Here is a 24177-nt window from a genome sequence, read left to right as displayed (position 1 = left end):
AAACCGCTGAAAATTGGGCAATACAGTGCCGGATTTTCGGCATAGAAAGTGAGGGGGAAATAGTGGGGAAGGTTGTCGAAAGAGCGGATTGGTTTGAATTAATTTTAGAAGCCATCGATGAAGCGATTCACGTTGTAGACGATCAAGGGGTCACCATCTTTTATAATCATAATGCAGCGAAGTTCGACTGTTTAGCGAAAGAAGAGGTGATTGGCAAGTACATACTGGATGTGTATCCTTCATTAACTGAAAAGACAAGTACACTCATGCATGTACTTAGAACAGGAAAACCCATTTATCATTCGTTGCAAACCTATTTGAATAAAAATGGAGAAAAAATTGAGACCGTCAACACCACACTGCCCATTATGGAAGGCAGTAAGTTAATTGGGGCGGTAGAAGTAGCGAAGGATGTGTCGAAGCTGTCGGCGCTTTCGAATCGTTTAGATCAAAAAAAACGAACGGATGGTGCCGCAGAGACCACTCAAATGCTCGATTTTTCTTCATTTTTAACAAATGATCCACACTTAAAAGAGATGCTGGAGAAAGCGAAAAAAGCTGCTGCATATCCTTCATCGGTTATGGTCTTCGGGGAAACTGGGACAGGAAAAGAGGTACTCGTACAAGCGATTGTTCATGCATCTGATCGGAAAGATCAAGTCTTTATCCCGCAAAACTGCGCTGCTCTTCCAGAATCGCTGCTTGAAAGTCTTTTATTCGGGTCTGTCAAAGGAAGTTATACGGGCGCAATAGATCGCAAGGGGCTGTTTGAGTTAGCAGATGGCGGTACGCTTTTTCTTGATGAGCTGCAAGCGATGCCGCTTACGCTTCAAACAAAATTACTGCGTGTGTTAGAGGATGGTGTTGTCCGCCGGATAGGTGATGCAAAGGCGGTACAAGTAAATGTCAGAGTGATTACTGCCCTCAATATCGACCCATTTGAAGCCGTTAAAAAACAAATGTTAAGAGAAGACTTATTTTATAGACTGCATGTGTCATCATTTCATATCCCGCCGCTTCGCACAAGGAAGCATGATATCCAGCTGTTATCCCGCCACTTTATTCAAACGTATCATCAGCAATTTTCTAAAAACGTCAACCGCCTTTCTGAAGAAACCGTCCAAGTATTTATGGCCCATCAGTGGCCAGGGAATGTCAGAGAATTAAAACATACGATCGAGCATGCCGTCTTGATGATGCCAAAGGAAGCAGAAGAAATCACCCCAGCATATCTCCCTGCCCATTTGCGGACGCATCAGATAGAAAGTCATCCGCCAGAGTCCTCATTAAAAAGTCAAGTGACGTCATTTGAACAAACGCTGATTCAAGAAGCTTTAAGACAGCACGCAGGGAATATTAAGCAAACGGCAGCCGCTTTAAAAATTCCTCGACAAACATTGCAGTATAAACTAAAAAAATATACAGATGCCGAAAAGTAGGCACTTCAAACAGGTGAATGTGACGGAAAAGCTCCTTTTGTAAAGAATAGGGGCATTTTCCCATGTTGGCACATAACTTGCATAGTATAAAGTGAATGCTGATAGGGGGAATGGATATGAATCAAAAACTGTATCAACCTGCGCGACATTGGAAGGACATTGAACTTTGGAAGGACGTACCCGAGGAAAAGTGGAACGACTGGATTTGGCAGCTGACGCATACGGTCAAAACGCTTGAAGATTTAGAAAAAGTCGTGAACTTAACAGAAGAGGAAAAAGAAGGGGTGAAGATTTCTACGAAAACCATTCCACTCAACATAACACCCTACTATGCCTCACTGATGAATCCAGACGATCCAAGATGTCCAATTCGTATGCAGTCTGTACCGATTGCAGAGGAGCTTCATAAAACAAAATATGACCTCGAAGATCCGCTCCATGAAGATGAGGATTCACCTGTTCCAGGTTTAACGCACCGCTACCCAGATCGTGTGCTGTTTCTTGTCACAAATCAGTGCTCCATGTACTGCCGCTATTGTACGAGAAGGCGCTTTTCTGGTCAGATCGGGATGGGCGTGCCGAAAAAGCAATTAGATGCCGCCATTGGATATATTAGAGAAACCCCTGAAGTGCGGGATGTGTTAATTTCAGGCGGTGACGGGCTGTTAATTAATGATCAAGTGCTTGAATACATTTTGAAAAACTTACGAGACATTCCTCACGTTGAAATCATTCGAATTGGAACACGTGCGCCGGTCGTGTTTCCACAGCGAATTACAGATGAATTGTGTGAGATTTTAAAAAAATATCATCCTGTTTGGCTGAACACGCACTTTAATACAAGCATTGAAATCACAAAAGAAGCGAAAGAAGCGTGTGAGCGACTTGTCAATGCTGGCGTGCCTGTTGGTAATCAGGCGGTGATCCTAGCAGGAATTAACGACAGTGTTCCAATTATGAAGAAGCTGATGCATGATCTCGTCATGATTCGCGTCAGACCTTATTATATTTATCAATGTGATTTATCTGAGGGGATCGGCCACTTTAGAACACCGGTTTCAAAAGGTCTTGAAATTATTGAAGGCTTAAGAGGACATACGAGTGGTTATGCTGTGCCAAGCTTTGTTGTAGATGCACCAGGCGGAGGAGGTAAGATCACCTTACAGCCAAATTATTTATTATCTCAAAGCCCAGAGAAAGTGGTCCTGCGTAACTTTGAAGGTGTGATCACCTCTTATCCAGAGCCGGAACATTACGTCGCCGGCCAAGCGGATGCGTATTTTAATGAAATCTATGAAGAAAAGAAAGAACCCGCCATTGGCATAACAGCTCTATTTGAGGACGAAGCAAGATCCTTTACGCCTGAAAATTTAAGCCGAATGAAACGAAGAGAGTCTTATGAGACGAATCCTGAACATGATACGCTCAAAAACAAACGTGAAAAACGAGATGAATTAAAAGAGAAGAAATATCAAGCCCAGCTCAAAAAAGAACAAACCGTAAAGGAGGAGAAATAACGTTGCTGACATGTGATTGGTGTGAGGAGAAGAAAGCGAACGCAGGACAGACCACAGTCTATTGGGAACTCATCACGGGCACACAATCGATTGAGATTTTGGAAACGCCTTCGATTTCTTGCACGCATTGCGGGATGACGTATCAGAAGGATGAGACAGTAAAAGAGATAGAAGATCAATTAATTTTAGTCGATCAAACAAAACTTCCAGAAAAAATTTCATATGAAGAATTAATGAGCATGGAGCGGTTATTAAAGCGTAATTACTTTGATTTTTCTTCATAAGTTGTACCTCCGCCTATACAAGTCATCAAATTCCTGTATAATATAACAACAAAATAGAGTGTCGCGGAGGGAAAAACAGGTGAAGTCGTTTTACCATTATTTAATGAAGTACAGACATCCAAAACCGAAGGATGAAATCAGTCATTTTGCAAATGCTGCTTATGAAGATCACAGCTTTCCTAAAGCATCCACTGATTATCATGAGCTATGTGCCTATTTAGAGTTAAATGGGGACTATTTAAGCTCCATGACGACATTTGATGAGGCTTTTGAGCAATACGAAGTAGAAGTCAAAAAAAAATAACACACACAACCGCTTGTTCCGTATGGAAGAAGCGGTTTTTTCATGAAGAAATAAAATGGCGTTTTGCATGGTGTGGTTGCCCATGCAGAATTCCTTGCGCCGGCATACGATACGTTAAGACCAAAAGTCGGGCAAGGGGGAGACAGAATGAAGGCGAAAGCACCAAAATATAAAGTAGGGGATATTGTCGTCGTTGTCATGTACGGCACAGTTGGAACGATAACAAAAGTCCATCAAATTGACCAGCATTATCTATATGAGGTCAATCATAATGAGGTGCTTTATTTTGAAACATCACTTCAGCTTTACGATGAGTACGACGGGGTGATTGTAGATACAGAAAAGCTGGACATTGAATATGAGTTCCTCATTGGCGATGTTGTATATGTAAAGGATTACGGGAAAGAGCTATTTAAAATCATTGGCCATCGGACTGAGATATGGCGCTACCTTGAAGATGGCTGGGAAGATGTCATTTATGAACTGACAAGGTTAAAAGACGGAGAATGGCTGGAAACAGAAGAAGAAGACTTGACGCTTGTCCTAAGGAAATATGAGATGGATCAGTTTGTTCATCAGCTTCTTTTTGTGCATTACGTTGGAGAAACCTCAAAAGAAATAGAGGAAGATATGGTGCAAACCGCTCTATTACAGTTAGAAGAGAAACAAGAAAGCGAAGCATCACTAGAATTTCTAGCTGTATCTATAGTGGATGAGCTTCTTGATATTTACAATGATTATAAAATTCTCTATGAATTTTTCAAAGACCCAGAATATAAGGATATGATGGACTTTATTTTGGAAAGTTTAAACGAACATTTTGGTTAAAAGAAGACTTGTCCTAACACGAATAAAAAGTAAGGAACACAGAAAAAAGCAATCACATAAAACCATCCCCTCAAGATACGGCCCATCACCTGATCAAAAGTATGTCCATCTAAAATGCTTAACCATTTCATTGCCTCATGCCCCTTTTCTTTTCGTTTACTGCATTTATATGTATGGAATAAGCCATTATGACAAACTGTAATAAAAATAAGGCAGCGTTCATACATCATAAAAAAGGAGGCGGAAAGCAATGAAAGAAGCAGATTTGGTGATTGATACAGAGGAAATTGCAGAATTCTTCTACACGGAGCTGGTCAAAAGAGGGTACATACCATCTGAGCTGGAAACGTTTGAGCTTGCCGATATTACATTTGAATATATGCTGAGGAAAGCAATGATAGTTGAAGAAGAGGCGCGGTAGGCACTATACTTTGAAGAGATTCTGAGTAGAAAGGGAGGGGAATTGTTTCGCGTGTATGTCATCATTTTTTTCCTTTTGTTTGGCGCCATCGCTGCGCTTATGGTATCTGGTAAGTTTCAAGAATTGGACAACCAGATCATCTTATCGTTTGAGAACATCAGACTTCCTTTTTTAAATGATGTCATGCTGACTTTGACTGACTTTGGTATCAGTGCGCTGCTTGTCCCAATCATGCTCATCTTTAGCGTGGTGCTGTTTATGTATAAACGCTACCACTCTATTATGCTGCTTTTTCTACTATATATAGCAGAAAAAACGGTCAATCATGAACTGAAAGGACTGTTTGCTAGAGAGCGTCCAGCCTTTGATCATCTAGTGAATGAGACCTATTACAGCTTTCCGAGCGGTCATTCTATGAATGCAGCAACGATCTATCCATTTATCGCCTATCTATTAATTGAAATGGTTCCGTGGTTGAAAAAGAGACAAAAAGCAGTCTACATGGTGACAGGGTGTTGTGTGCTGATGATCGGCATCAGCAGGATGTATATCGGTGTTCATTATGTCACTGATGTAGCAGGGGGCTTTGCGATAGGACTAGCTTTATTTCTCATATGTAAAAAGATTGACGAAAAATTGTCCGTCATTCGACAAAAATAGAAGAAGGAAATTCATAGATCCCAGCCAATTTTATATAAAAGGGGAGGGATTTGAATGCAATTGACGTTGAGATTTTTTCAAAAGAAACCTTCAGCTTATCACTTAACCATTTATCAAACACCTGAATATGGTGCAGAAAGCGGGCATCAGCCTGTGTACCGGACAAAGATTGGCGGCAGGACACACCTTGATGTACTGGAAAAAGCATTCTCGACATTTAATGTACAAGATACAGTCCCTAATGATTACAATGCACGGTTTATCACAACAGGGGATATCGTTGTGATTGATGACCAGAAAAAAGGGAAGTGCTACTACCAGCTCTTTCCGGCAGGATGGAAACGCAGTGAACGGCTAATGACGATGAGTTAAATATAAACGACGATGCCAGCTTTACTTTCAGCTGGTATTTTCTTTTTTGATCTCAATCGTTTATAATAAATGGGACTAAACACATGTTAAACGTAAGTGGAGGCTAAAAAATGAGTGTACATATTGGAGCAGAAAAAGGACAAATTGCAGAAACGGTATTGCTGCCAGGCGATCCGCTTCGTGCGAAATATATTGCAGATACATATTTAGAAGATGTTGTGTGCTATAACGAAGTGCGCGGCATGTATGGTTATACTGGAACATATAAAGGAAAACGCATTTCTGTACAAGGTACTGGAATGGGCGTACCGTCTATTTCGATCTATGTGAATGAGCTGATCCAAAGCTATGATGTTCAAAACTTAATCCGTGTCGGTTCTTGCGGAGCGATCAAAAAAGATGTCAATGTACGTGACGTCATCTTAGCTCAAACATCATCAACAGATTCTCAAATGAACCGTGTGGCATTTGGACCGATTGATTACGCACCATGTGCTGATTTTGGTTTACTGAAAAAAGCCTACGACACAGCAGAAGCGAAAAATGTAGCTGTGCGTGTTGGGAATGTATTTACAGCAGACCAATTTTATAATGAAAAACCACTTGAGCTGATGGACCAATATGGAATTCTAGCGATCGAAATGGAGACAACGGCTCTTTATACGCTTGCTGCAAAATTTGGCAGAAAAGCGTTGTCGATTCTGACAGTGAGTGATCATGTGCTAACAGGAGAAGAAACAACTGCTGAAGAGCGTCAAACGACATTTGACGAAATGATCTTAATTGCACTAGATTCTGTTTTATAATAGTATAATGGGTGTGCTACGATGTAGCGCATCTTTATTTTTTTAGTAGAGCAAAAGGAAGGTATGTCATGAAGAAAAGCTATAAAATACTCTCAATCGCATCGATTCTTGGTTTGACGGCCGCATTATCAGGCTGCCAGTTGCTGGATCAGAAAAGCGGTACCACTGAATCTAACAAAACAAACGAACAAAAGAACGCAGCAAGTTCATCACCCCAGCAAAACTCAAACGATACGGCAGATTCATCTAATCAAGAGCTGACGTTAAAGAGTGAATATTTCAATGACATCAAGGTAGTGAGCGGACTGAAGACCATTCAAAACCCTGAAAATGTGCTTGCTTTAGTGAACAAAGAATATGCACTGCCAGGAACCTATAAACCTTCTGATCTCGTTGTACCAAAAGTGGAATTCTCTTTTTCAGAGGATATTGAAAAACGATATATTCGAAAAGAAGCAGCGGAGGCACTTGCGAAGTTATTCAAAGGTGCTAAAAAGGAAAACTTTGAGCTTGCTGCAGTATCGGGCTATCGTTCCTATGACCGTCAAAAAGTCATTTTTGATAGTGAAGTGAAACTAAAAGGGAAAGAAAAAGCCCAAGAAGCCGTAGCCTTACCAGGGGAAAGTGAACATCAAACAGGTCTAGCTATGGATATTTCCTCAAAAAGTGCCGGCTTTGAAATCTCTGAAAAATTTGGTGAAACACCTGATGGTAAATGGGTAGCCAAAAATGCTTATAAATATGGCTTTATCATTCGTTATCCAAAAGGGAAAGAAGACATCACGAAATATGAATATGAGCCGTGGCACCTGCGCTATGTAGGGAAAGAAGCTGCAAAAGCGATGCATGATCATGATTTAACATTCGAAGAGTACATGAACAAAGTGAAGAAAATATAAACAAATAAAAGGCCTCCCGAAGCTGGGAGGCCTTCTTTTATACGCCGTTTTAAAAAAAGAGCAAACCTGCTAATGCGAAGCCGGTAATAAAACCGAGTCCAATGCCATAAGCTGGACCCCAGCCATAATAACCTCCGTAATAGCCAAATCCTAAGCCCCCGCGGGACCCGCCGACTGGTCGGATATAAACTTTGCGGTTTGTCACCCGCTCAATACGTCCAACATGTACTCTGCCATGACGATCAGTAATTCTAGCTACTTTCCCCATATGCTGCTGACAAAGTTTGTAGTAGCGCTCCATGTTTTTCCTCCTTATGACAAACTCTTTTCACTCTTATCCTATGCGAAAGACTTCATAGAGTTTGGACAAAACATATAGGAGATTCGCTCATTTTATACTGTACATTCAAATACAAGGTGACTCAGATGTTCTCGGTGTGTTTGAATCAGGTCATAGTGTGTCTGCAATGTATCATAAAGAGAAGGTGGTATTTGATCTGATAATTCCATTTCGGTCGGCTCCTCTTGCACCATGTGCTCATCGAATGAGAGAATCTGAATGTCACGGAATCCTGCGGACGCTAACTGCCTTTTCCATTCAGAAAATGAAAAGAGGGAGTGAAACCCATAAAACTCCCGGATGGCTGCCTGTTCTTTTGAGGAAAGCGGCACTTTTAACACAGCCTCATTTGCGATCAATTGTTTTCCAGGAGCAAGCACCCGTTTTATCTCAGCAAGCGCAGCAGGTAAATGGGTGAAACTTAAAACAGATTCACTGATCAGTAGAGAGAACGAGTCATCCGCAAATGGCAGGTGTTCGATCGATGCTTGCTGTGCACGGAAAGGTAGTTGTTCCCGCTCGAATCGCAGATTGGCTTTTTCAATCATCAAAGGGTGTGTATCAATCGCCTCTACTTCATAACCTAAATGTCCTAAATAGGCTGCTGTTTGTCCTGTGCCGCATCCAACATCCAGTATACGATCGTCAGACGCCAGGTTGAGATGCTCAATCATCGTTTTAGTTAGCTCAATTCCACCAGGATGGGCACCTGATACACCAAAATAGGCAAGCATTTCTACATAGTCACTCATGGAATCCCTTCTTTCTTTATCATGTTTCTCTCTAAAGATTATGCATTGCAGGGCGAAATGGCTTATCTTTTCAAATAGAAGTTTGATCCTTTGGTTGACGGATGAAGAATCGTCCTTGATAATAATGAAAGGAGATAAAGGTGGTGTTTTTTTGAAAAAACAATTCAAGTTCGTGATAGCCATTCTGGTGACAGCAGCGCTTTCCTCAGCGATTACATTTGTGATCACAAAACAAGGTGCTGTCAGCGTTTCAGGAGATGAGAAGTTTAGTAAACTCATGGCTGCATATACGAAGGTAAAAAACGAGTATTACGAAAAAACGGATGATCAAAAACTAGTAGACGGTGCGATTCAAGGCATGATTGCATCACTTGATGATCCATACTCTACATATATGGATCAGGAGGAAGCCGAAGGGTTTAACAACACCATTTCATCTTCATTTGAAGGAATTGGTGCACAAGTAGAAGAGAAGGATGGACAAATTTTAATTGTCGCACCGATTAAAGGCTCTCCTGCTGAAAAAGCTGGTTTGAAACCTCATGATCGTATTTTAAAAGTGGATAGTAAAAGTACAAAAGGCATGTCAGTGAATAAAGCCGTTTCTCTTATCAGAGGGAAAAAAGGAACGGATGTCAAACTGCATTTGAACCGACAAGGTGTTGGAAATGTGGATGTGACAATCACAAGAGATACCATCCCGCTTGAAACGGTGTATGCTAAATTAACAAAAGATAAAATTGGCGAAATCCAAATCACGTCTTTTGCTGAAACGACATCTAAAGAGTTGGATAAAGCGATTGATGACCTCGAGAAAAAAGGGGCAAAAGGTTTTGTCATTGATCTGAGAGATAATCCAGGCGGCATTATGACAGAAGCAATTGAAATGAGCAATGACTTTATCGATAAAGGAAAAGTCATTATGCAGGTTGAGGAAAAAGGAAAGAAACAAGTGTACAAAGCGGAAAAAGAACGCAAAGTTCATCAGCCGACAGTTGTTCTTGTAAACGGCGGTTCAGCGAGTGCTGCTGAAATCATGGCGGCAGCTCTGCACCAATCCTCCAGCATTCAACTTGTTGGAGAAAAGACATTTGGTAAAGGGACTGTTCAGAATGCCCAAAGCTACAATGATGGTTCTAGTGTGAAATTAACCATTGCCAAGTGGCTGACACCAGACGGGTCTTGGATTCACAAAAAAGGAATTGAGCCACAGGTGAAAGCATCTCTGCCGAGTTATGCGAAGCTGCCATACTTAAGTCCGAAAAAGACGTATCAACTGAATGATGATGGAGATGAAGTCAAAGCGGCTCAAAAAATGTTCCAAGCGCTTGGCTACAAAGCAAAAGCCAATGGAGAATATGATCAAGCATTCCAGTCGGTCGTGAAAAGTTTCCAATCAGATCACGATCTGAAGGCTGATGGTATTCTGACAGGGGACACAACGACGGTACTGATGACAAACATCCAAGATAAGCTCAAGAAAAATGATACGCAAATGAAAAAAGCCATTGAAGTGTTGAAAAAAGAAATGAAATAGAAAAAGCAGTCCTCATCAGGGGACTGCTTTTTTCTTGTGTTACGCTTTGTTAGCCACAGGTTCCGTTGTTTTCCCATTCTTTTCAAACAAATCACTTGTCACAGAATTAGATGTGACATTCTTCTGGAAGAATGGATTCAAAATCAGGATGACCACAACGTTTGCTAGTAAACCGAGAAAGCCTTCATAAAGGCCGAATGTCATTTGTGTCATATTCGCTGTAAAGGTCACGATAATTCCTACGATGAGCCCTGCAATCGTTGCTTCTCTCGATTGTTTTTTCCAGAACAAGCTGATGGCAATGGCTGGGAAAATTTGAACCATTCCAGAAACACCGATCAGCTGAAGCGTGACAAGCGCAGTCGGGAACAGCATTCCGAATAAAAGAGCAAGACCGATCACGATAAATACCATCGAACGTGTAATGATCGTTAACCGTTTAGGTGACACATTTGGATGGATTAAATCACGGTACAAATTATTGGCAAATAAATTCGATGCCCCAATGGCCATGATCGAACATGGAATGAGAGAAGCAAGTGCAATCGTTGAATACGCAAGCCCCTGCATCACGCCGCCATATGACGTCTGAATTAAATGAAGAAGAGCAAATCTTGGATTTGTATCTTCCGGTAAGACTAAAAAGGCAATGAAGCCAAGGAAGATGACCAAAATCAATACAATGTTGTAAAGAGGTAAAAACATACTGTTTTTACGGATGGCATCTGCGCTTTTGGCTGTGAAAACACCAGTTGCTGCATGAGCCCACATAAATAATGCGAGTGCAGAAACACCTGATGCGGTAATAAACCACAAAATGCCTTTAGGGCCGCTTTCAGGAATCGTCAGAAGCTGTGGAGCTTCCTTAGCTAACGTATTCATCATTGGTGTCCAGCCGTTAAAATGAATAATCGGGAGGGAAACGACCATAAAGAGCATGATCACCCAAACAAGAATATCTTTAATAATGGCTGTATATGTAGGACCTTTAATACCACTGAAAAATGTATAAAGTGCAACTAAAATAAATGAAATCATAACAACTGCATTCACATTAATATAACTCGTTCCAGCGACAGTTAACGTATCTTGAATCCCGCTTAGCTGAAGACAAATGTATGGAATGAGCATAAGTACACCAACAATGGCAATCAAACTGGATAACAGTTTACTGTCAAATCGCTCACGTGCATAATCAGCAAGTGTTGTCAGCTTGTGATTTTTTGCAACCGTCCAAAGTTTTGGTAAGAAGAAATACGCAATAAAATAAGCAAGAACGGAATAGGGGATAGCGAAAAAAGCAACACTTCCTGCTGTATAAGCTGTACTTGTGAGCCCTAAAAAGGTATAAGCAGTATATAAGTCTGCGCCAACAAGGAACCAGACGAGAAGCCCGCCAAATTTTCTCCCGCCAACAGACCATTCTTCGACTGATTGTCTTGATGATTTATCACGACCAGCGGCAAAACCGATGACCACGACGATGAAAATGATACTTGCAGTAATCAATAAAGCTGTTAAGTTTCCTTGCATTCGTCAGTTCCTCCATTTGAATGTTGCATCCTGTAAATGATAAATGTGCAAACGGGTGTGAGTACAATCCATAGTAAGAGCCAGAAGTGGAAAAAAGGCAGCCCGATGACAAATGGATGAATACGATTCACAAAGGGGAGCAGTGCAAGCTGTCCTATGAATGGAATCGCGATGAGTAGCGCCAGTATCAGTTTTTTGTTCATGTTTTCCTCCTCTAATATTTTGTAATTTCATAATAATAGCAGTTGTCAGATTAGATCACAAGACCATTTTCAGAAAAAACAATCATTTTTATGAATATCATACTAATATAACGCTTTCATTTTTAAAAAGAGGTAAATACTGATGAATGAGAAAGGAAGACTTGAAAATAAGTATGGAAAAATAATATTTAGAGCAAATAAAAAAGCCCCAGCATGACGCTGAGACTGTGCCGTTTTTTATAGAAAATCAGATACTTCTTCGATGTCAAAACGATTGCTTTTGTGAGCTTCTTTTGCTGCTTTCCCGACAGAAATCAACATCACTGGTTCGTATCGACCACTCACATTGAATTCTTTCACGTACGCTTCTTTGCTGAAACCGCCCATTGCGCATGTATCATATCCCATTGCTTTCGCCGCAATCATTAACTGCATAGCAGCTAACGAAGCGTTTGAATACGCAGCTTCACGTGCATATTGCTCGCTTTGGTAAGCACCATTGATTTGCGTCATCAGTGTTTCTTTAATATCTTCTGTGATGAAGCCTTGTTCTGCTAGCTCACTGTAGATTTTTTCACCCTTTAGATTGGCTTCAAGGTCACCTAGCACAGCAATCACAGCTGATGCTTGTGAGACTTGTTTTTGGTTGTAAGCAATTGGAAGAAGTTTTGCTTTTGATTCAGCACTATGGAAAACAGTGAAATGCCAATGCTGAAGGTTCCAAGCAGATGGTGCTTTTGTTGTGATATCAAGAAGCTCTGTTAACTCTTCTTTTGTCATTTCATGAGTTGTATCATACTCTTTTACTGAAGCTCTTTCTTTTAAAATGTCAATCGTTTTTTGATCGCTCGCCATATGGATATTTCCTCCCGTTTTTGCAAATAGTATGGTACAATAAATAAAAAAGTGAGAAACTTACTTATTGTAACTAGAGATATATTTTAAATTGTACACCGTTAGTTTGTCAAACGATTATGAAAAGAAAGGCTGAAATATATGGAATTTCAATTATGTCCAAACATTCAGCAAGCTTTTTTGCTTCTTGGCAAAAGGTGGAATGGTCTCATCATTCATGTATTGCTTGATGGTCCGAAGCGGTTTAAAGACCTGACGGACATTATTCCATCCATCAGTCAAAAAATGCTCGCAGAACGCTTAAAAGAGCTTGAGCAAGAAGGAATCATAAAGCGCACTGTACTTCCTGAAACGCCAGTCAAAGTCATCTATTGTCTAACCGAAAAAGGGAGTGCATTACATGGTGTGTTCGGAGAAGTATCGCGCTGGGCAGGGGAGTATGCTGGATCTCATGTAAAAAAGGAGCAAGCCTAGTTTTAGGTTTGCCCAAACGTTTTGTCTCCTAATGAATATGCTGATGTTAGGCACATGACAAAGGAGGAGAAAAGCATGTACCCTCATACTCCGTATTTTCGAGGCGGTGCCCCTAGCATTCCGCCATATGAATCTAGAGTCCCTTTGTTTTTTGGTTTTGGCGCTCCTTTAGTCGGCGGACTGCTTGGCGGATTTCTAGGAAGTGCGATTTTTAATTATCCTCGTCCATATTACCCGCCACCACCACCGCCTGTTCCACCACCTTATGGCGGCGGATATCCACCATATTATTAAGAAAAAAGAGTAAGCCTGCTTCCATTTCAAAGCAGGCTTTTTATAATGGAATATCAATTTCAGAAATGCCTGGATCATCATGCTTTAAAAACATAATTTCTAAAATACCATCTTGATACGAAGCCTTCGTTCCTTTTCTTTTCACAGCAGCAGGCAGGACAACCTTCTTTTGTTTATTCTCTTCAGGAAAATGATCAATAAACAGCAGATTGGCTGTATGTTTGATTTTTACTTTTTCCGTGTTCGGACGATCTAGCTCTATTTTGACAAACACGTGATCTGTCGTCTCAAATACTTCAACATTCGGCTCTTTCTTTTTTTTATCGTCTGTCTCTCTTGTTTTCTGCTGCTGAGACAGCGGATCCTGAAAGGGGAATTGAGCAGAATAATTGGAGCCGAAAACACTTTCCATGACTTGATTGACATATTGCTCAACGTCTTTAGGATCTGAATTTTTTAACGCTTCTTTTGAAAATTGCTTTTGAAAAGGAAATAATCGGTTCCAGTCAAACATGCAAATCATCCTTTCTAAATGCCCTGAATTAGTATATGCCCATAAAGTGATGTGCGTGCTATAATATACGATAGGTTTAGAAAGGAATGGTTAGATTGAACGAACAACAATCAAAAGGTGCCTTATATACGGCTGCATCTTTTACATTATGGGGATTGTTCCCATTATATTGGAAACTGATGGAGCATATTTCGTCAGGCGAAATTTTAGCGCACAGAATAGTATGGTCCTTTATTTTTATGTGCGGTATTCTTTTATATTTAAAGCAAGTCCGTCCAGCGATGCAGACTGTGAAAGGTCTGATGATAGATGGAAAAGCACTTTTTTCATTACTTTTATCGGCTATTTTAATTTCGGTCAACTGGTATGTATACATTTGGGCTGTAAATCACGATCTTATGCTGGAAGCGAGTTTAGGGTATTATATTAATCCGCTTGTATCAGTTTTACTAGGCATCATTTTCTTAAAAGAACGACTGAATAAAATGCAAACCACCGCCATTCTCATTGCTGCAGCTGGGGTCATCATCTCAACTGTTCAGTACGGCTCATTTCCTGTCGTGGCTTTCGTATTGGCTTTTAGTTTTGGGTTTTATGGACTGATTAAAAAAAGAATGAGTTTTACGAGTGCCATTGGATTAACCATTGAAACACTGCTTCTTGCACCAGCTGCGCTTGTTTACTTATTCTTCTTCTTAAAAGAACCTGTTGTCACGATGAATCCGAGCAGCTTCGGCTCTCTTGGGCTATTATTTTTTGCAGGTGTCTTTACAGCTGTACCGCTTCTTTTATTTTCTGAAGGAGCCAAAAGAATTCCTTTATACCAAGTTGGTATTTTGCAGTATATTGCACCGACCATTACACTCTTTTTGGGGCTATTTGTGTATCACGAACACTTATCTGCAGCAAAAATCGTGACATTCCTCTGTATTTGGGTGGCGATTTTACTATTTACAACCTCTCAACTCCGAATGAAAAAAACAGCGAATTCTCATTAAAGAGACGAAGCAGTTTGCTTTTTTTTGCAGGCGGATCATGTCATAATAAGTTGTTACCAAAACTGTAGAGGTGATCACATGTCATCAGTCGATGAGCTTGCACACGCTTATCAATCTTTATGGAAAAATCGGCAGCTTGATGTAGTGGATATGACTTCATTACACGAGGCGATACGAGATGATTTGCTTGATGCACGCACCCATCCTCGCGCAAGAAAGTCATTGCATCAAAAGTATGTACTCGCTGTGGAAAGAATTTTAGAAAGCACGATTGAGCAGGGTCATCAACTACAGCTGATCAGCTTACATACAAAAAAGCTGCGAGAACTAATTCAAAATGAAGGAAGGAACCACTCATGAAACCAATTCAAACGGAAGATGTCACAGCACATCTTGAATCGTTTTTAAATCGGCCAGTCTTCGTTCATCTTGAAACGACAACTGGTTCTTATTCAGCTCATGTGAATGAGCAAAATATGACGGTCGTGGCGTATATCCGCAACGCAAAAGTCGTTTATTCACAGGCAAAAATAAAAGGACAAGGTCCATACCGTGTCGGGATGAAAACAGAAGATGGCTGGATTTACGCAGAAGGTTTAACCGATTACGTGTTTGATGAACAAGGCCGCCTGCTGTTAGCAGGACACCTGCCAGACGGAAAACTAGCGATCTCATTACAAATTAGTGAAACACCATTTCAGGTGTAGGAGAGAGGGAACAGTGATGAACGAACATGTACTTGTGATGCTGCCTCACCCCGACGATGAATCCTTCGGGGTCGCAGGGCTCATCGCGCAAAGCAGAAAACGTGGAATTCCAGTGACGTATGCATGCGGGACACTTGGAGAAATGGGAAGAAATATGGGAAGTCCAACATATGCTAACCGTGAGACACTTCCTGAATTAAGAAAACAGGAATTAATCAATGCATGTAAAGAAATGGATGTCACAGACTTGCGAATGCTTGGTCTTCGGGATAAAACGTTGGAATTTGAAGATGATGAGTATTTAGCGGATGTGATGGAAAGTATTATTGATGAAGTGAAACCAACACTTATTGTCACATTTTATCCAGGTCATGGTGTACACCCTGATCATGACGCGACAGGTGAAGCGGTTATTCGTGCTCTATACCGCAAGAAAAAAGAAGACCGTCCCGTCACATACTGCATGGCCATTACGAAAAATCGAGAAGAAGTGCTAGGAAATGCCGATATTGTGATTGATATTACGGATGTAGCCGATATCAAATTAAATGCACTAAGAGCGCATAGAACACAAACAGAAGGCATGCTAAGAGAGCTTGAACAAAAGTTGAAAAACAAAGAACCAGTTGTCCAAAAATGGTTTGATGAAGAAATTTTCTGGACGTATCAATGGAATGACTAAATGAAAGGCAGCTGACTTCAGTCAGCTGCCTTTTCCTGTTGTATCAGAATGCATACGTCTTTCAATCAACCTGAGACGAACAAATAGGACGATGGCACCTGCGGCAAGCCCAGTAATCAGACCAATCCAATAACCAAACGCTCCAAATGAGGTATACGTGCCAATCAAGTAGCCAGCTGGAAGGCCGATGACCCAGTAAGAGACAAACGCAGCAATCAGTGTATAATTCACATCTTTATAGCCGCGCAGAGCCCCTTGAATGGGTGCAGCGATCGCATCAGACAGCTGGAAAAAGATCGCATACATCAAAAAGTGCTGTGTCATTTGTAAAACAGCTGATTCAGTTGTATATAAACCAGCGATCTCAGGTCTAAATAACAAGATGAGTGCTGCGGTACATAATGAGAACAAAACAGCTGTTGCAATACCAATATAGCTGTAGCTTTTTGCGTCTTTATAACGCATGGCACCGGCTTCAAAACCTACAACAATCGTTAAAGCCATTGAGATACTAAGCGGCAGGATATATAAAATAGAAGCAAAGTTCATCGCTGCTTGGTGACTGGCGATTGTCACGGTATCAAAGTGACCCATTAAGAGCGTGACAGCTGCAAAAATACTTGTTTCAAAAAAGATCGCAAACCCAATAGGGATACCGATTTTCAGTATTTGACCCATTCGGGAGACGTTAAAACGAGGTAATGTCTGAAACAACCGAAAGGATGCAAACGGTTCGGCTTTGATGACAATACAAATACTCATGATGAAAATCGCCCAATACGTCAGCGCAGATGCAAGACCTGCCCCTGCACCGCCAAGCTTTGGAAACCCAAAGTTTCCAAAAATAAAGAGATAATTTAAAACAAAATTAATAGGAAGTGCGGTTAACGTAATGAACATCGTCACACGTGTTTTTCCTAATGCATCAATGAAAGATCTCATGACTGAATAACCAAAAAGCGGGATGATCCCAATAGCAAGGAAGCTGAGAAAATGACGGGCAATGGTTTCTACGGATGGTTCAAGCCCAAGTCTCCCTAAAATAAAAGGAACACACAACGATCCAATGACAATCACCACGATACTTAAAAGAAAAGATAAATAAATGGCCTGAAAGACTGCACGAGGAACGTCTTCCCTGCGACCGCCGCCCATCAGCTGAGCCACTATAGGGGTAACAGCCATTAAAATACCAGCGAGACCAGTATAAACAGGTGTCCAAATGCTCGAACCGATGGCTACACCTGCTAGGTCTTCTGCACTCACTTTTCCAGACATCACCGTGTCTAAAAATGTGATGAGCGAAAGACCTGCTTGTGTAATTAAAATCGGAATCAATATGGTTAAAAATTGTGCCAACTTTGCTCGAATACTATTCGTTTCTCTCATCATAAGTTCCTCTCTGAACAGAAATAACGAGAGGAATTATATCACGCTATGTAAAAAAATCAATTCTCCGTCGGATTATTTTTCTTTGAGGGCTTCGTTTTTTTGAACATTTGGGCATAAATAAAAGAAAGACTGACAACACCTAAAATGCTGCAAGCATATTGAATCACTTTTTGAATGGTCATATTGAATTCACCTCCATACAAATAGAATGTGCACAATTTGTTATTTTATGACACAAGCGAAAGAAGGAGGGACATGGTGAGATGATCAATCGCACAAATGAAGAAGCGATGTTTAAGTTAGAAATGAAATCTCATTTAACGCAAATTATGATGGATGCAAGGAAAATCGTCGATTCGCTTGACCAGACGGAACAATGCCTTCTTTGTGAACTCGAATCATTGCATGATCAGTTTAATGAAATGCATGCAGAGGCTTCCTCATTTTATTTACAAGCATATATGGAAGAATTCACACCAGGTTTTGCTCAATTTTCTTTAGCCATTGAGAACTTATCAAAACAAAAGCATGGCGCACTGATTGTGATTCAAAGGAGAGATGAGGTGGAGGATTATATACAAAAAGGGACAAACCTCCATGCGAAAATTAGCGCATCATTAATAGAAAGCATTTTCTATCCTGGAAACCCACTTCATGATGGCGCCCTTTTAGTGAAAGAAAACACGCTTGTTTCCGCTGCAAACGTCCTACCGCTCACCTCGAAAAAAGTCAGCCCTTCTCTAGGCACAAGACACCGGGCAGCTATTGGACTTTCTGGCATGACTGATGCCCTTGTTCTTGTTGTATCAGAAGAAACAGGGAAAATGTCGTTTGCGAAAGAAGGCGTCCTCTATCCGTTAACTGTAAAAGATCAAGAAATCAGAAAGTAAACATGAACACAGCATTCTTCATGGGGAAGGGTGCTTTTTTTATTGAGGAGAAAAAACAGGCAATTAAGTAAAAAGTCATTTGATACAGAAAAATTTGTCATGTAGAATAGAACTATGAAACTAGCAACGTGCTTGTTTTGACAAATTTCTAAACGTCAACTTAAAAATTCCTTAAAAAATGTTTATAAATACAGCAAACAGCCGATAGAAACGATATGGCTTTGTTTTAGCATTTTGAGTTTGCTGCTCTAAAACCTATTTAGTATTGCCCAACGTCTTCATGTCGAGTAATATTATAGAAATAAAGATAAAATAGTGCAAGAGAAGCAGAACCATTAAATGCTAAACTCAAAACTAGTACATAAGTCTTATGGTACGAAATCATGAAAGGCGGAGATTCATCTATGAAGAAAAAAGTAGTAACCGGCCTCACAGTTTCAGCGATCGCAGGCTCAGCTGTTATTGCTGCACCGGCAGAAGCACAGACGATCAAGGTGAAAAGCGGTGACTCACTTTGGAAGATTGCCGAACAGTACAACACAAGTATTTCGGAACTTCAATCTCTTAATCAATTAAAAACGACGATGATTTTTGCAGGACAAAGCTTAAAGATTCCTAGTGCAAAAAGTTCAAAATCCAGCTCATCAACAAGTTCAAAAGCAACGAAATCAAGTGCTTCAACAACATCTAGCTATACAGTCAAGCTTGGGGATTCATTATGGCTGATTGCGAAGAATCACAAAATGTCAGTTGCAAGTTTGAAAAGTTTGAACAGCTTAAACAGTGACCTCATTCGTCCTGGACAAAAGCTGAAAGTGTCTGGAACAGCGAAAACGAGCGGCAGCCAGTCCTCAAATTCAAACTCAACATCTAATTCTAGCTCAAGTAACAAATCAACGAATTCTAATAGTTCGTCGTCAGCATCTAGTACATATAAAGTGAAATTAGGCGATTCACTTTGGAAAATTGCCAATTCGTTAAATATGTCGATTGGTGAAATTAAAACATTGAACTCGCTAAAATCTGATACGATTTATCCAAATCAAGTATTGAAGGTAAAAGGAACGGTGACGTCAAAACCAAGTCAGCCGAAAGCACCTGCTCAACCTAGCACGCCTTCAAACAGCAATCAGTCTTCAAGTAGTAAAACCACATCTTATACGGTTAAATCAGGTGATTCATTATGGAAAATTGCGAATCAGTTTAAGGTGCAGGTTCAATCAATCCGCACAGCAAACAGCTTGAAAAGTGATGTGCTGAGAATTGGACAAGTATTAAAAATCAACGGAACAGCTTCCGGTTCAACTGGATCTAATGGTTCTACGTCAAACGGTTCAACAACACCGGTCAACAATAATAAAAATGACGTTCCAATGAATGCGAAAATCACGACAATGATTCAAGAAGGTAAAAAGCTCACAGGCATACCTTACAGATGGGGCGGCAATACACCAGCTGGATTTGATTGCAGCGGCTTTGTTTACTATCTCATTAATAAGGTTTCATCAGTATCTAGATTGAGTACAGCAGGATACTGGAATATGATGACGCCTGTCAGCACACCACAAGTTGGAGATTTTGTTTATTTCACAACGTACAAAGCAGGTCCTTCTCATATGGGACTATACCTAGGTGGAGGAGATTTCCTTCATGCAAGTGACAGCGGAGTAGGAATTTCAAACTTAAGCAATCCTTATTGGAAAAAAGCCTATCTAGGTGCGAAACGTTTCTTCTAAAAAAGCCGATTTTCGGCTTTTTTTGTTTGCCTTCTCATCAGTTTGTCCATACTGATAACAAAAGGGGGCAGTCATAAATGAAAAAGTCAGTGTGGATGATCATGATATGTTTGATCTTTACCGCATCAGCATGTCATGCACCGCCGAAAAAAGAAACGACAGAAGAAACAAGAGAAGTTGCCGCACCTAAACAAGCACCAGTCACAACGTCACTCATAAACGAAAGCGGGCAAAAAATAGGGAGCATTGAAATAAGAGAGTCCTCAGAAAATGGGCTGGATCTGCATGTGAAAGCGAAAGGACTGCCGCCAGGTCCTCACGGCTTTCATATTCATGAAACAGGAATATGTGAAACGCCAGATTTTGAAACGGCGGGGGCTCACTTTAATCCGACCCATAGAGAGCATGGCTTCGACAACCCAAAAGGGCATCATGCTGGAGATATGCCTAATTTAGAAGTAGGGGCAGATGGTCAAATTGACGTCGTTGTGAATGTTCCGAATGTGACGGTCAAAGGAGGCCCGAATCAATTGGTTGATCAAAACGGGCGAAGTTTCATCATCCATGCAGAAGCAGATGATTACTTAAGCAACCCTTCTGGCAACTCAGGGAAACGCATTGCTTGCGGAGCCATCACAAAAGAAATGGTAAAATAACAGAAGACGAACCTTTATGTATTGAGTGCATAAAGGTTTTTTTAGTATACTTGGTGAGGAAAATGATCGAAGAGAGGAATTAATCATATATGTTTAACCAACCAGCACTCCCAGAAGAAATTCAAGCAATGATCGAAGCAAAAGGAAAAGTTCTCGAAGAAGAATTTCGTCCGCTTATCGGAACAGGCGGCTATGAATCACAAGATACGTCTATTATTCAAGATGCCATGATTGCACTTGCCCTCGGAAAAAATGTTCTGTTAAAAGGACCGACAGGCTCAGGTAAAACAAAACTAGCAGAAACTTTATCCGCGTTTTTTCAACAGCCGATGCACAGTGTAAACTGCTCAGTTGACCTTGATGCAGAAAGTCTAATTGGCTATAAAACCATCCATAATGATGGACAAGTTGCTTCTATAGAATTCATTGAAGGACCCGTTACAAAAGCAATGAAAAAAGGACACCTTTTATATATTGATGAAATCAACATGGCAAAACCAGAAACACTGCCTATTTTAAACGGTGTGCTTGATTACAGAAAAATGATGACAAACCCATTTACAGGTGAAGTCGTTAGAGCAGAAGAAGGCTTTGGCGTGATTGCAGCAATCAATGAGGGGTATGTGGGGACAGTGCCGCTCAATGAAGCGCTGAAAAACCGTTTTGTCGTCATTGAAGTTCCTTACATTGGCGGTGGCATTTTAAAAGAAGTACTGCACACTCAATCTGTATTAAAGGATGAGCGTTTAATCGATCAATTCGTACAGCTCTCATCAGATCTCATCGTCCAAGCACACAATGGACAGGTCAGTGAAGAAGCCGCATCCATTCGCGCACTGTTAGATACATGTGATCTTGCGCAATATATCCCGCCGCTTCGTGCAATTGAACGAGGAATTGTAGAGAAGCTAGAAGATGACCGGGAAAAAGCAGCGGTAAGAAATATCGCTCAAACATTATTCGAGTGAGGTTCTGACTTTTGAAATTCATCAAATTTAATGACAGCAGAATCGATTCATTTCTATTTATGGAATTAACGGATTTAGCCAAAACACTTGCCAAAAGTGATGATGTGGAGCTTGAATACGGTGTTCAATCGTACTATGAACCGTTTGAAAAGAAAATTTTCATCAGCCATTTTTGGGATGATCGTCATCAAGAGGATATGATGGCAGGCCTAAAAAGTGATGTGTTCCTGCGAGCAGTAGGGACAGTGTATAGCGATCTTACAGTATTTGAAGACATCATTCGCTATGCCCACACATTATCCATTCCTGATGTGTGCAAACAATTGTTTATGCTGTTTGAAGATATCCGCATTGAAGAGCGGATTAAACGTGACCGCCCAGGAACAAAAAAGGTATTTAAACGGAGAAGAGAGCTTTACAGACGTCACTTTAAAACACAATTAACGATTAACCAAGAGCGCAGTATTTTAACAGATGCACTCTTTTGTGCGATATACGTGAAGCTGACAGCCGAATCTCCGCTTGAAGAAATTCCACCCCTTCATGAGCGGATAGATCCAATGATTCCGTTTATTGAGTCAAGTCTTGAACGTGTATATGACGCACGCTCGACATCTGATATCGCCATCATTGTGAAGGAATTGACAGAAGGCTTCGATGAGCTCCTTGAAAAGGATATGCTGAACACATACTTTTTCTTCCCAGAATTGGACTATGAAAAAGCGGCAAAAGAACCGCTTTTCCATGACCTCAAAAGAAAGCCAAAATTAAGTGAGGATATAAAAGTCGATCGGGAAAAAGAGGGGGATGAAGACATCCATAATGAATATATGGAAGTATGGCATAGAGAAACGGAAGCACCATCTAAAAGTTTCCTTCAATTTGATTTAGAACACGGTGGTAAAAGCGATCTCGGTAAAGATGCGGCAAGAGAAGGTGACGATGGAGATCAGGCGCTTGGAACGGTTCAAGGTTCAGCCAAACAAACCCATCGAAAAGACTATTCAAAGCTTGAAGCACTAGAAGAGGCAGAAGGAGAAGAAAGCGGGGCAGATGCGCATGAGAATGGAAAAGAAAACAAATATGCATTTCCAGTCATCATTTCACCAGAACCTCCTTCACCAGAGCAAATAGATGTGTACAATCAGCACGCAAAGGCAATCGAGCCTTATCAGAAACGCTTAAAACAAATGATTCAAAAAACACTTGAGCATAAAAAAACATGGCCAAAAACAGATCTTCATGCAGGACGTCTCAGTAAAAAGCTCATTCGTTATTTTACAGAGTCCAATCCTCGACTATTTTATAAAAAACAAGCGCCATCTTCTCAAATTGATGCTGTGTTCACTTTATTAGTTGACTGTTCTGCAAGTATGTTTGACAAGATGGATGAGACAAAAAAAGGGATTGTTCTGTTTCATGAAGCTTTAAAATCAGTGCAGGTACCTCATCAAATTGTAGGGTTCTGGGAAGATACAAATGACGCAACTGAAACTAGTCAGCCGAACTACTTTAACACCGTCGTATCGTTCAAAGATTCCTTATTTGACGCAGGCCCATCCATTATGTCACTTGAGCCAGAAGAGGATAACCGGGATGGCTATGCAATTCGCCAAATGACAAAAATGATTTTAAAACGAAGAGAAGAGCAAAAGTTCCTCATTGTTTTCTCAGACGGAGAGCCGGCTGCATTCAGCTACGAACAAAATGGGATCGTGGATACACATGAAGCGGTTCTCGAAGCGAGAAAAAAGGGAATTGAAGTGATCAATGTGTTTTTATCCAATTCTCCGATTGAAGAGGCGCAGATGAAAACGATCCAAGATATGTATGGCAAGTTCAGCATTTTTGTACCGGATGTCGATACATTGCCAGATGTGCTATATCCATTACTCAAGAAATTGCTGCATAAAAGCATTGGGGCATAAGGTTTTGCCCCTTTCTTTAAAATATTTTTCGGAATGATTTAAATTTTTTGTTTTTCTTTGAATTTTTTATCTTTAATTGAACAAAGAATGTAGAAAGTAATCCGAAACAGTGGTAGAATATGATTGGAAGCGTTTTATTACATAAATTTGGTCATTGTGTTCTGGAAGTTATATCGAGATAGTGTTCA

Annotated in this window: 31 protein-coding genes; 22 read left to right on the top strand and 9 right to left on the bottom strand. The window is 40.6% G+C overall.

Features of this window, described 5'->3' with window-relative positions:
• Positions 1-62 precede the first annotated feature (62 nt).
• The 5 genes from MHH31_RS09840 to MHH31_RS09820 all read left to right on the top strand — a co-directional run bounded on the left by MHH31_RS09840 (position 63) and on the right by MHH31_RS09820 (position 4372).
• Positions 63-1439 carry a sigma-54-dependent Fis family transcriptional regulator gene (locus MHH31_RS09840; RefSeq protein ID WP_024718563.1) on the top strand — a complete coding sequence of 459 codons (1377 nt, stop codon included), beginning with the start codon at positions 63-65 and terminating at the stop codon, positions 1437-1439.
• A gap of 116 nt (positions 1440-1555) precedes the next feature.
• The gene (ablA, locus tag MHH31_RS09835; RefSeq protein ID WP_008346434.1) at positions 1556-2956 is read left to right on the top strand and encodes a lysine 2,3-aminomutase; all 1401 of its coding nucleotides are present in this window, start codon (positions 1556-1558) and stop codon (positions 2954-2956) included.
• A 2-nt stretch (positions 2957-2958) separates the two neighbouring features.
• Positions 2959-3240 carry a YokU family protein gene (locus tag MHH31_RS09830; RefSeq protein ID WP_024718564.1) on the top strand — a complete coding sequence of 94 codons (282 nt, stop codon included), beginning with the start codon at positions 2959-2961 and terminating at the stop codon, positions 3238-3240.
• Positions 3241-3319: 79 nt separating this feature from the next.
• Positions 3320-3544 (top strand): YozE family protein, encoded by a 225-nt coding sequence (locus MHH31_RS09825; RefSeq protein ID WP_003215834.1) that lies wholly within the window; start codon positions 3320-3322, stop codon positions 3542-3544.
• A gap of 147 nt (positions 3545-3691) precedes the next feature.
• Positions 3692-4372 (top strand): hypothetical protein, encoded by a 681-nt coding sequence (locus MHH31_RS09820; protein ID WP_008346441.1) that lies wholly within the window; start codon positions 3692-3694, stop codon positions 4370-4372.
• Here the strand turns inward: MHH31_RS09820 and MHH31_RS09815 are convergent.
• Complete coding sequence (locus MHH31_RS09815) at positions 4369-4503, bottom strand: hypothetical protein (protein ID WP_017359686.1); 135 nt, start codon at positions 4501-4503, stop codon at positions 4369-4371. The two genes, MHH31_RS09820 and MHH31_RS09815, sit on opposite strands and share 4 nt — an antisense overlap.
• A gap of 119 nt (positions 4504-4622) precedes the next feature.
• On the opposite strand from MHH31_RS09815, the gene MHH31_RS09810 reads away from it, so the two are divergent.
• From MHH31_RS09810 to MHH31_RS09790, 5 genes are all read left to right on the top strand, one after another.
• Entirely contained in the window at positions 4623-4793 is a 171-nt protein-coding gene (locus tag MHH31_RS09810) for a YozD family protein (RefSeq protein WP_008346445.1), read from the top strand.
• 51 nt (positions 4794-4844) lie between these two features.
• Positions 4845-5453: a phosphatase PAP2 family protein gene (locus MHH31_RS09805; protein WP_217967982.1), complete on the top strand. Its 609-nt coding sequence runs from the start codon at positions 4845-4847 to the stop codon at positions 5451-5453.
• Positions 5454-5507: 54 nt separating this feature from the next.
• A complete protein-coding gene (locus tag MHH31_RS09800) occupies positions 5508-5825 on the top strand; it encodes a hypothetical protein (protein WP_007500756.1) in 318 nt (105 codons plus the stop codon).
• Positions 5826-5935: 110 nt separating this feature from the next.
• On the top strand, positions 5936-6631 hold the full coding sequence (gene deoD, locus MHH31_RS09795) for a purine-nucleoside phosphorylase (protein WP_007500754.1): 696 nt from the start codon (positions 5936-5938) through the stop codon (positions 6629-6631).
• 68 nt (positions 6632-6699) lie between these two features.
• Positions 6700-7530, top strand: a complete 831-nt coding sequence (locus MHH31_RS09790) for a M15 family metallopeptidase (RefSeq protein WP_017367458.1) — start codon at positions 6700-6702, stop codon at positions 7528-7530.
• 49 nt (positions 7531-7579) lie between these two features.
• On the opposite strand, the gene MHH31_RS09785 is transcribed toward MHH31_RS09790, so the two are convergent.
• Positions 7580-7831: a hypothetical protein gene (locus MHH31_RS09785; RefSeq protein ID WP_045035000.1), complete on the bottom strand. Its 252-nt coding sequence runs from the start codon at positions 7829-7831 to the stop codon at positions 7580-7582.
• Between the two features lie 92 nt (positions 7832-7923).
• Positions 7924-8622, bottom strand: a complete 699-nt coding sequence (locus MHH31_RS09780; RefSeq protein ID WP_146271483.1) for a class I SAM-dependent methyltransferase — start codon at positions 8620-8622, stop codon at positions 7924-7926.
• A 151-nt stretch (positions 8623-8773) separates the two neighbouring features.
• Between MHH31_RS09780 and MHH31_RS09775 the strand changes: the two genes are divergently transcribed.
• On the top strand, positions 8774-10159 hold the full coding sequence (locus MHH31_RS09775) for a S41 family peptidase (RefSeq protein WP_017367455.1): 1386 nt from the start codon (positions 8774-8776) through the stop codon (positions 10157-10159).
• 39 nt (positions 10160-10198) lie between these two features.
• Here MHH31_RS09775 and MHH31_RS09770 read toward each other — a convergent pair whose 3' ends face one another.
• The 3 genes from MHH31_RS09770 to MHH31_RS09760 all read right to left on the bottom strand — a co-directional run bounded on the left by MHH31_RS09770 (position 10199) and on the right by MHH31_RS09760 (position 12750).
• Complete coding sequence (locus MHH31_RS09770; RefSeq protein WP_041507073.1) at positions 10199-11692, bottom strand: sodium:solute symporter; 1494 nt, start codon at positions 11690-11692, stop codon at positions 10199-10201.
• Positions 11677-11895: a DUF3311 domain-containing protein gene (locus MHH31_RS09765; protein ID WP_017359680.1), complete on the bottom strand. Its 219-nt coding sequence runs from the start codon at positions 11893-11895 to the stop codon at positions 11677-11679. The genes MHH31_RS09770 and MHH31_RS09765 overlap by 16 nt, the downstream gene beginning before the upstream one ends.
• A 237-nt stretch (positions 11896-12132) precedes the next feature.
• Positions 12133-12750, bottom strand: coding sequence for a nitroreductase family protein (locus tag MHH31_RS09760; protein WP_017359679.1), 618 nt, complete (start codon positions 12748-12750; stop codon positions 12133-12135).
• Positions 12751-12891: 141 nt separating this feature from the next.
• On the opposite strand from MHH31_RS09760, the gene MHH31_RS09755 reads away from it, so the two are divergent.
• A complete protein-coding gene (locus tag MHH31_RS09755; protein WP_008346466.1) occupies positions 12892-13224 on the top strand; it encodes a winged helix-turn-helix transcriptional regulator in 333 nt (110 codons plus the stop codon).
• 75 nt (positions 13225-13299) lie between these two features.
• Positions 13300-13518, top strand: coding sequence for a hypothetical protein (locus MHH31_RS09750; protein ID WP_217967060.1), 219 nt, complete (start codon positions 13300-13302; stop codon positions 13516-13518).
• Positions 13519-13558: 40 nt separating this feature from the next.
• Here the strand turns inward: MHH31_RS09750 and MHH31_RS09745 are convergent, their stop codons facing one another.
• The gene (locus tag MHH31_RS09745) at positions 13559-14032 is read right to left on the bottom strand and encodes a spore gernimation protein GerT (protein ID WP_024718570.1); all 474 of its coding nucleotides are present in this window, start codon (positions 14030-14032) and stop codon (positions 13559-13561) included.
• A gap of 86 nt (positions 14033-14118) precedes the next feature.
• On the opposite strand from MHH31_RS09745, the gene rarD reads away from it, so the two are divergent.
• The 4 genes from rarD (at position 14119) to bshB2 (ending at position 16419) form a co-directional block, all read left to right on the top strand.
• On the top strand, positions 14119-15030 hold the full coding sequence (rarD, locus tag MHH31_RS09740) for an EamA family transporter RarD (protein ID WP_235683752.1): 912 nt from the start codon (positions 14119-14121) through the stop codon (positions 15028-15030).
• A gap of 78 nt (positions 15031-15108) precedes the next feature.
• Positions 15109-15390, top strand: coding sequence for a hypothetical protein (locus MHH31_RS09735; RefSeq protein ID WP_008346472.1), 282 nt, complete (start codon positions 15109-15111; stop codon positions 15388-15390).
• Positions 15387-15737, top strand: coding sequence for a YojF family protein (locus MHH31_RS09730; RefSeq protein ID WP_008346474.1), 351 nt, complete (start codon positions 15387-15389; stop codon positions 15735-15737). The genes MHH31_RS09735 and MHH31_RS09730 overlap by 4 nt, the downstream gene beginning before the upstream one ends.
• 16 nt (positions 15738-15753) lie before the next feature.
• Complete coding sequence (gene bshB2 / locus MHH31_RS09725) at positions 15754-16419, top strand: bacillithiol biosynthesis deacetylase BshB2 (protein WP_024718573.1); 666 nt, start codon at positions 15754-15756, stop codon at positions 16417-16419.
• A gap of 21 nt (positions 16420-16440) precedes the next feature.
• Here the strand turns inward: bshB2 and MHH31_RS09720 are convergent, their stop codons facing one another.
• Positions 16441-17808, bottom strand: a complete 1368-nt coding sequence (locus MHH31_RS09720; RefSeq protein WP_144679479.1) for an MATE family efflux transporter — start codon at positions 17806-17808, stop codon at positions 16441-16443.
• A gap of 59 nt (positions 17809-17867) precedes the next feature.
• Positions 17868-17993 (bottom strand): hypothetical protein, encoded by a 126-nt coding sequence (locus tag MHH31_RS09715; protein WP_003215647.1) that lies wholly within the window; start codon positions 17991-17993, stop codon positions 17868-17870.
• 81 nt (positions 17994-18074) lie between these two features.
• Between MHH31_RS09715 and cdaS the strand changes: the two genes are divergently transcribed.
• The 5 genes from cdaS to MHH31_RS09690 all read left to right on the top strand — a co-directional run bounded on the left by cdaS (position 18075) and on the right by MHH31_RS09690 (position 23989).
• On the top strand, positions 18075-18701 hold the full coding sequence (gene cdaS / locus MHH31_RS09710; RefSeq protein ID WP_024718575.1) for a sporulation-specific diadenylate cyclase CdaS: 627 nt from the start codon (positions 18075-18077) through the stop codon (positions 18699-18701).
• A 404-nt stretch (positions 18702-19105) separates the two neighbouring features.
• On the top strand, positions 19106-20437 hold the full coding sequence (locus MHH31_RS09705) for a peptidoglycan endopeptidase (protein ID WP_024718576.1): 1332 nt from the start codon (positions 19106-19108) through the stop codon (positions 20435-20437).
• A gap of 77 nt (positions 20438-20514) precedes the next feature.
• Positions 20515-21093: a superoxide dismutase family protein gene (locus tag MHH31_RS09700; RefSeq protein WP_008346485.1), complete on the top strand. Its 579-nt coding sequence runs from the start codon at positions 20515-20517 to the stop codon at positions 21091-21093.
• Between the two features lie 89 nt (positions 21094-21182).
• Positions 21183-22061 carry a MoxR family ATPase gene (locus MHH31_RS09695; RefSeq protein WP_017359496.1) on the top strand — a complete coding sequence of 293 codons (879 nt, stop codon included), beginning with the start codon at positions 21183-21185 and terminating at the stop codon, positions 22059-22061.
• 11 nt (positions 22062-22072) lie between these two features.
• Positions 22073-23989 carry a VWA domain-containing protein gene (locus tag MHH31_RS09690; protein ID WP_326241561.1) on the top strand — a complete coding sequence of 639 codons (1917 nt, stop codon included), beginning with the start codon at positions 22073-22075 and terminating at the stop codon, positions 23987-23989.
• Positions 23990-24177: the final 188 nt, after the last annotated feature.

Origin of the sequence: Bacillus sp. FSL K6-1033 (assembly GCF_038630765.1) — a bacterium.
GTDB lineage: Bacteria > Bacillota > Bacilli > Bacillales > Bacillaceae > Bacillus > Bacillus altitudinis.
The sequence above is the reverse complement of the archived record's forward strand: the minus strand, read 5'-3'. Positions and strand labels throughout refer to the sequence as shown.

Coding starts and splice junctions, on each gene's coding strand:
- MHH31_RS09800 (WP_007500756.1), top strand. CDS start 5,508: ATGCAATTGACGTTGAGATTTTTTCAAAAGAAACCTTCAGCTTATCAC.
- MHH31_RS09815 (WP_017359686.1), bottom strand. CDS start 4,503: ATGAAATGGTTAAGCATTTTAGATGGACATACTTTTGATCAGGTGATG.
- MHH31_RS09780 (WP_146271483.1), bottom strand. CDS start 8,622: ATGAGTGACTATGTAGAAATGCTTGCCTATTTTGGTGTATCAGGTGCC.
- ablA (WP_008346434.1), top strand. CDS start 1,556: ATGAATCAAAAACTGTATCAACCTGCGCGACATTGGAAGGACATTGAA.
- cdaS (WP_024718575.1), top strand. CDS start 18,075: ATGATCAATCGCACAAATGAAGAAGCGATGTTTAAGTTAGAAATGAAA.
- MHH31_RS09810 (WP_008346445.1), top strand. CDS start 4,623: ATGAAAGAAGCAGATTTGGTGATTGATACAGAGGAAATTGCAGAATTC.
- MHH31_RS09735 (WP_008346472.1), top strand. CDS start 15,109: ATGTCATCAGTCGATGAGCTTGCACACGCTTATCAATCTTTATGGAAA.
- MHH31_RS09705 (WP_024718576.1), top strand. CDS start 19,106: ATGAAGAAAAAAGTAGTAACCGGCCTCACAGTTTCAGCGATCGCAGGC.
- rarD (WP_235683752.1), top strand. CDS start 14,119: ATGGTTAGATTGAACGAACAACAATCAAAAGGTGCCTTATATACGGCT.
- MHH31_RS09770 (WP_041507073.1), bottom strand. CDS start 11,692: ATGCAAGGAAACTTAACAGCTTTATTGATTACTGCAAGTATCATTTTC.
- MHH31_RS09730 (WP_008346474.1), top strand. CDS start 15,387: ATGAAACCAATTCAAACGGAAGATGTCACAGCACATCTTGAATCGTTT.
- MHH31_RS09765 (WP_017359680.1), bottom strand. CDS start 11,895: ATGAACAAAAAACTGATACTGGCGCTACTCATCGCGATTCCATTCATA.
- MHH31_RS09760 (WP_017359679.1), bottom strand. CDS start 12,750: ATGGCGAGCGATCAAAAAACGATTGACATTTTAAAAGAAAGAGCTTCA.
- MHH31_RS09700 (WP_008346485.1), top strand. CDS start 20,515: ATGAAAAAGTCAGTGTGGATGATCATGATATGTTTGATCTTTACCGCA.
- MHH31_RS09720 (WP_144679479.1), bottom strand. CDS start 17,808: ATGAGAGAAACGAATAGTATTCGAGCAAAGTTGGCACAATTTTTAACC.
- MHH31_RS09745 (WP_024718570.1), bottom strand. CDS start 14,032: ATGTTTGACTGGAACCGATTATTTCCTTTTCAAAAGCAATTTTCAAAA.
- deoD (WP_007500754.1), top strand. CDS start 5,936: ATGAGTGTACATATTGGAGCAGAAAAAGGACAAATTGCAGAAACGGTA.
- MHH31_RS09695 (WP_017359496.1), top strand. CDS start 21,183: ATGTTTAACCAACCAGCACTCCCAGAAGAAATTCAAGCAATGATCGAA.
- MHH31_RS09790 (WP_017367458.1), top strand. CDS start 6,700: ATGAAGAAAAGCTATAAAATACTCTCAATCGCATCGATTCTTGGTTTG.
- MHH31_RS09750 (WP_217967060.1), top strand. CDS start 13,300: ATGTACCCTCATACTCCGTATTTTCGAGGCGGTGCCCCTAGCATTCCG.
- MHH31_RS09715 (WP_003215647.1), bottom strand. CDS start 17,993: ATGACCATTCAAAAAGTGATTCAATATGCTTGCAGCATTTTAGGTGTT.
- MHH31_RS09755 (WP_008346466.1), top strand. CDS start 12,892: ATGGAATTTCAATTATGTCCAAACATTCAGCAAGCTTTTTTGCTTCTT.
- MHH31_RS09820 (WP_008346441.1), top strand. CDS start 3,692: ATGAAGGCGAAAGCACCAAAATATAAAGTAGGGGATATTGTCGTCGTT.
- MHH31_RS09785 (WP_045035000.1), bottom strand. CDS start 7,831: ATGGAGCGCTACTACAAACTTTGTCAGCAGCATATGGGGAAAGTAGCT.
- bshB2 (WP_024718573.1), top strand. CDS start 15,754: ATGAACGAACATGTACTTGTGATGCTGCCTCACCCCGACGATGAATCC.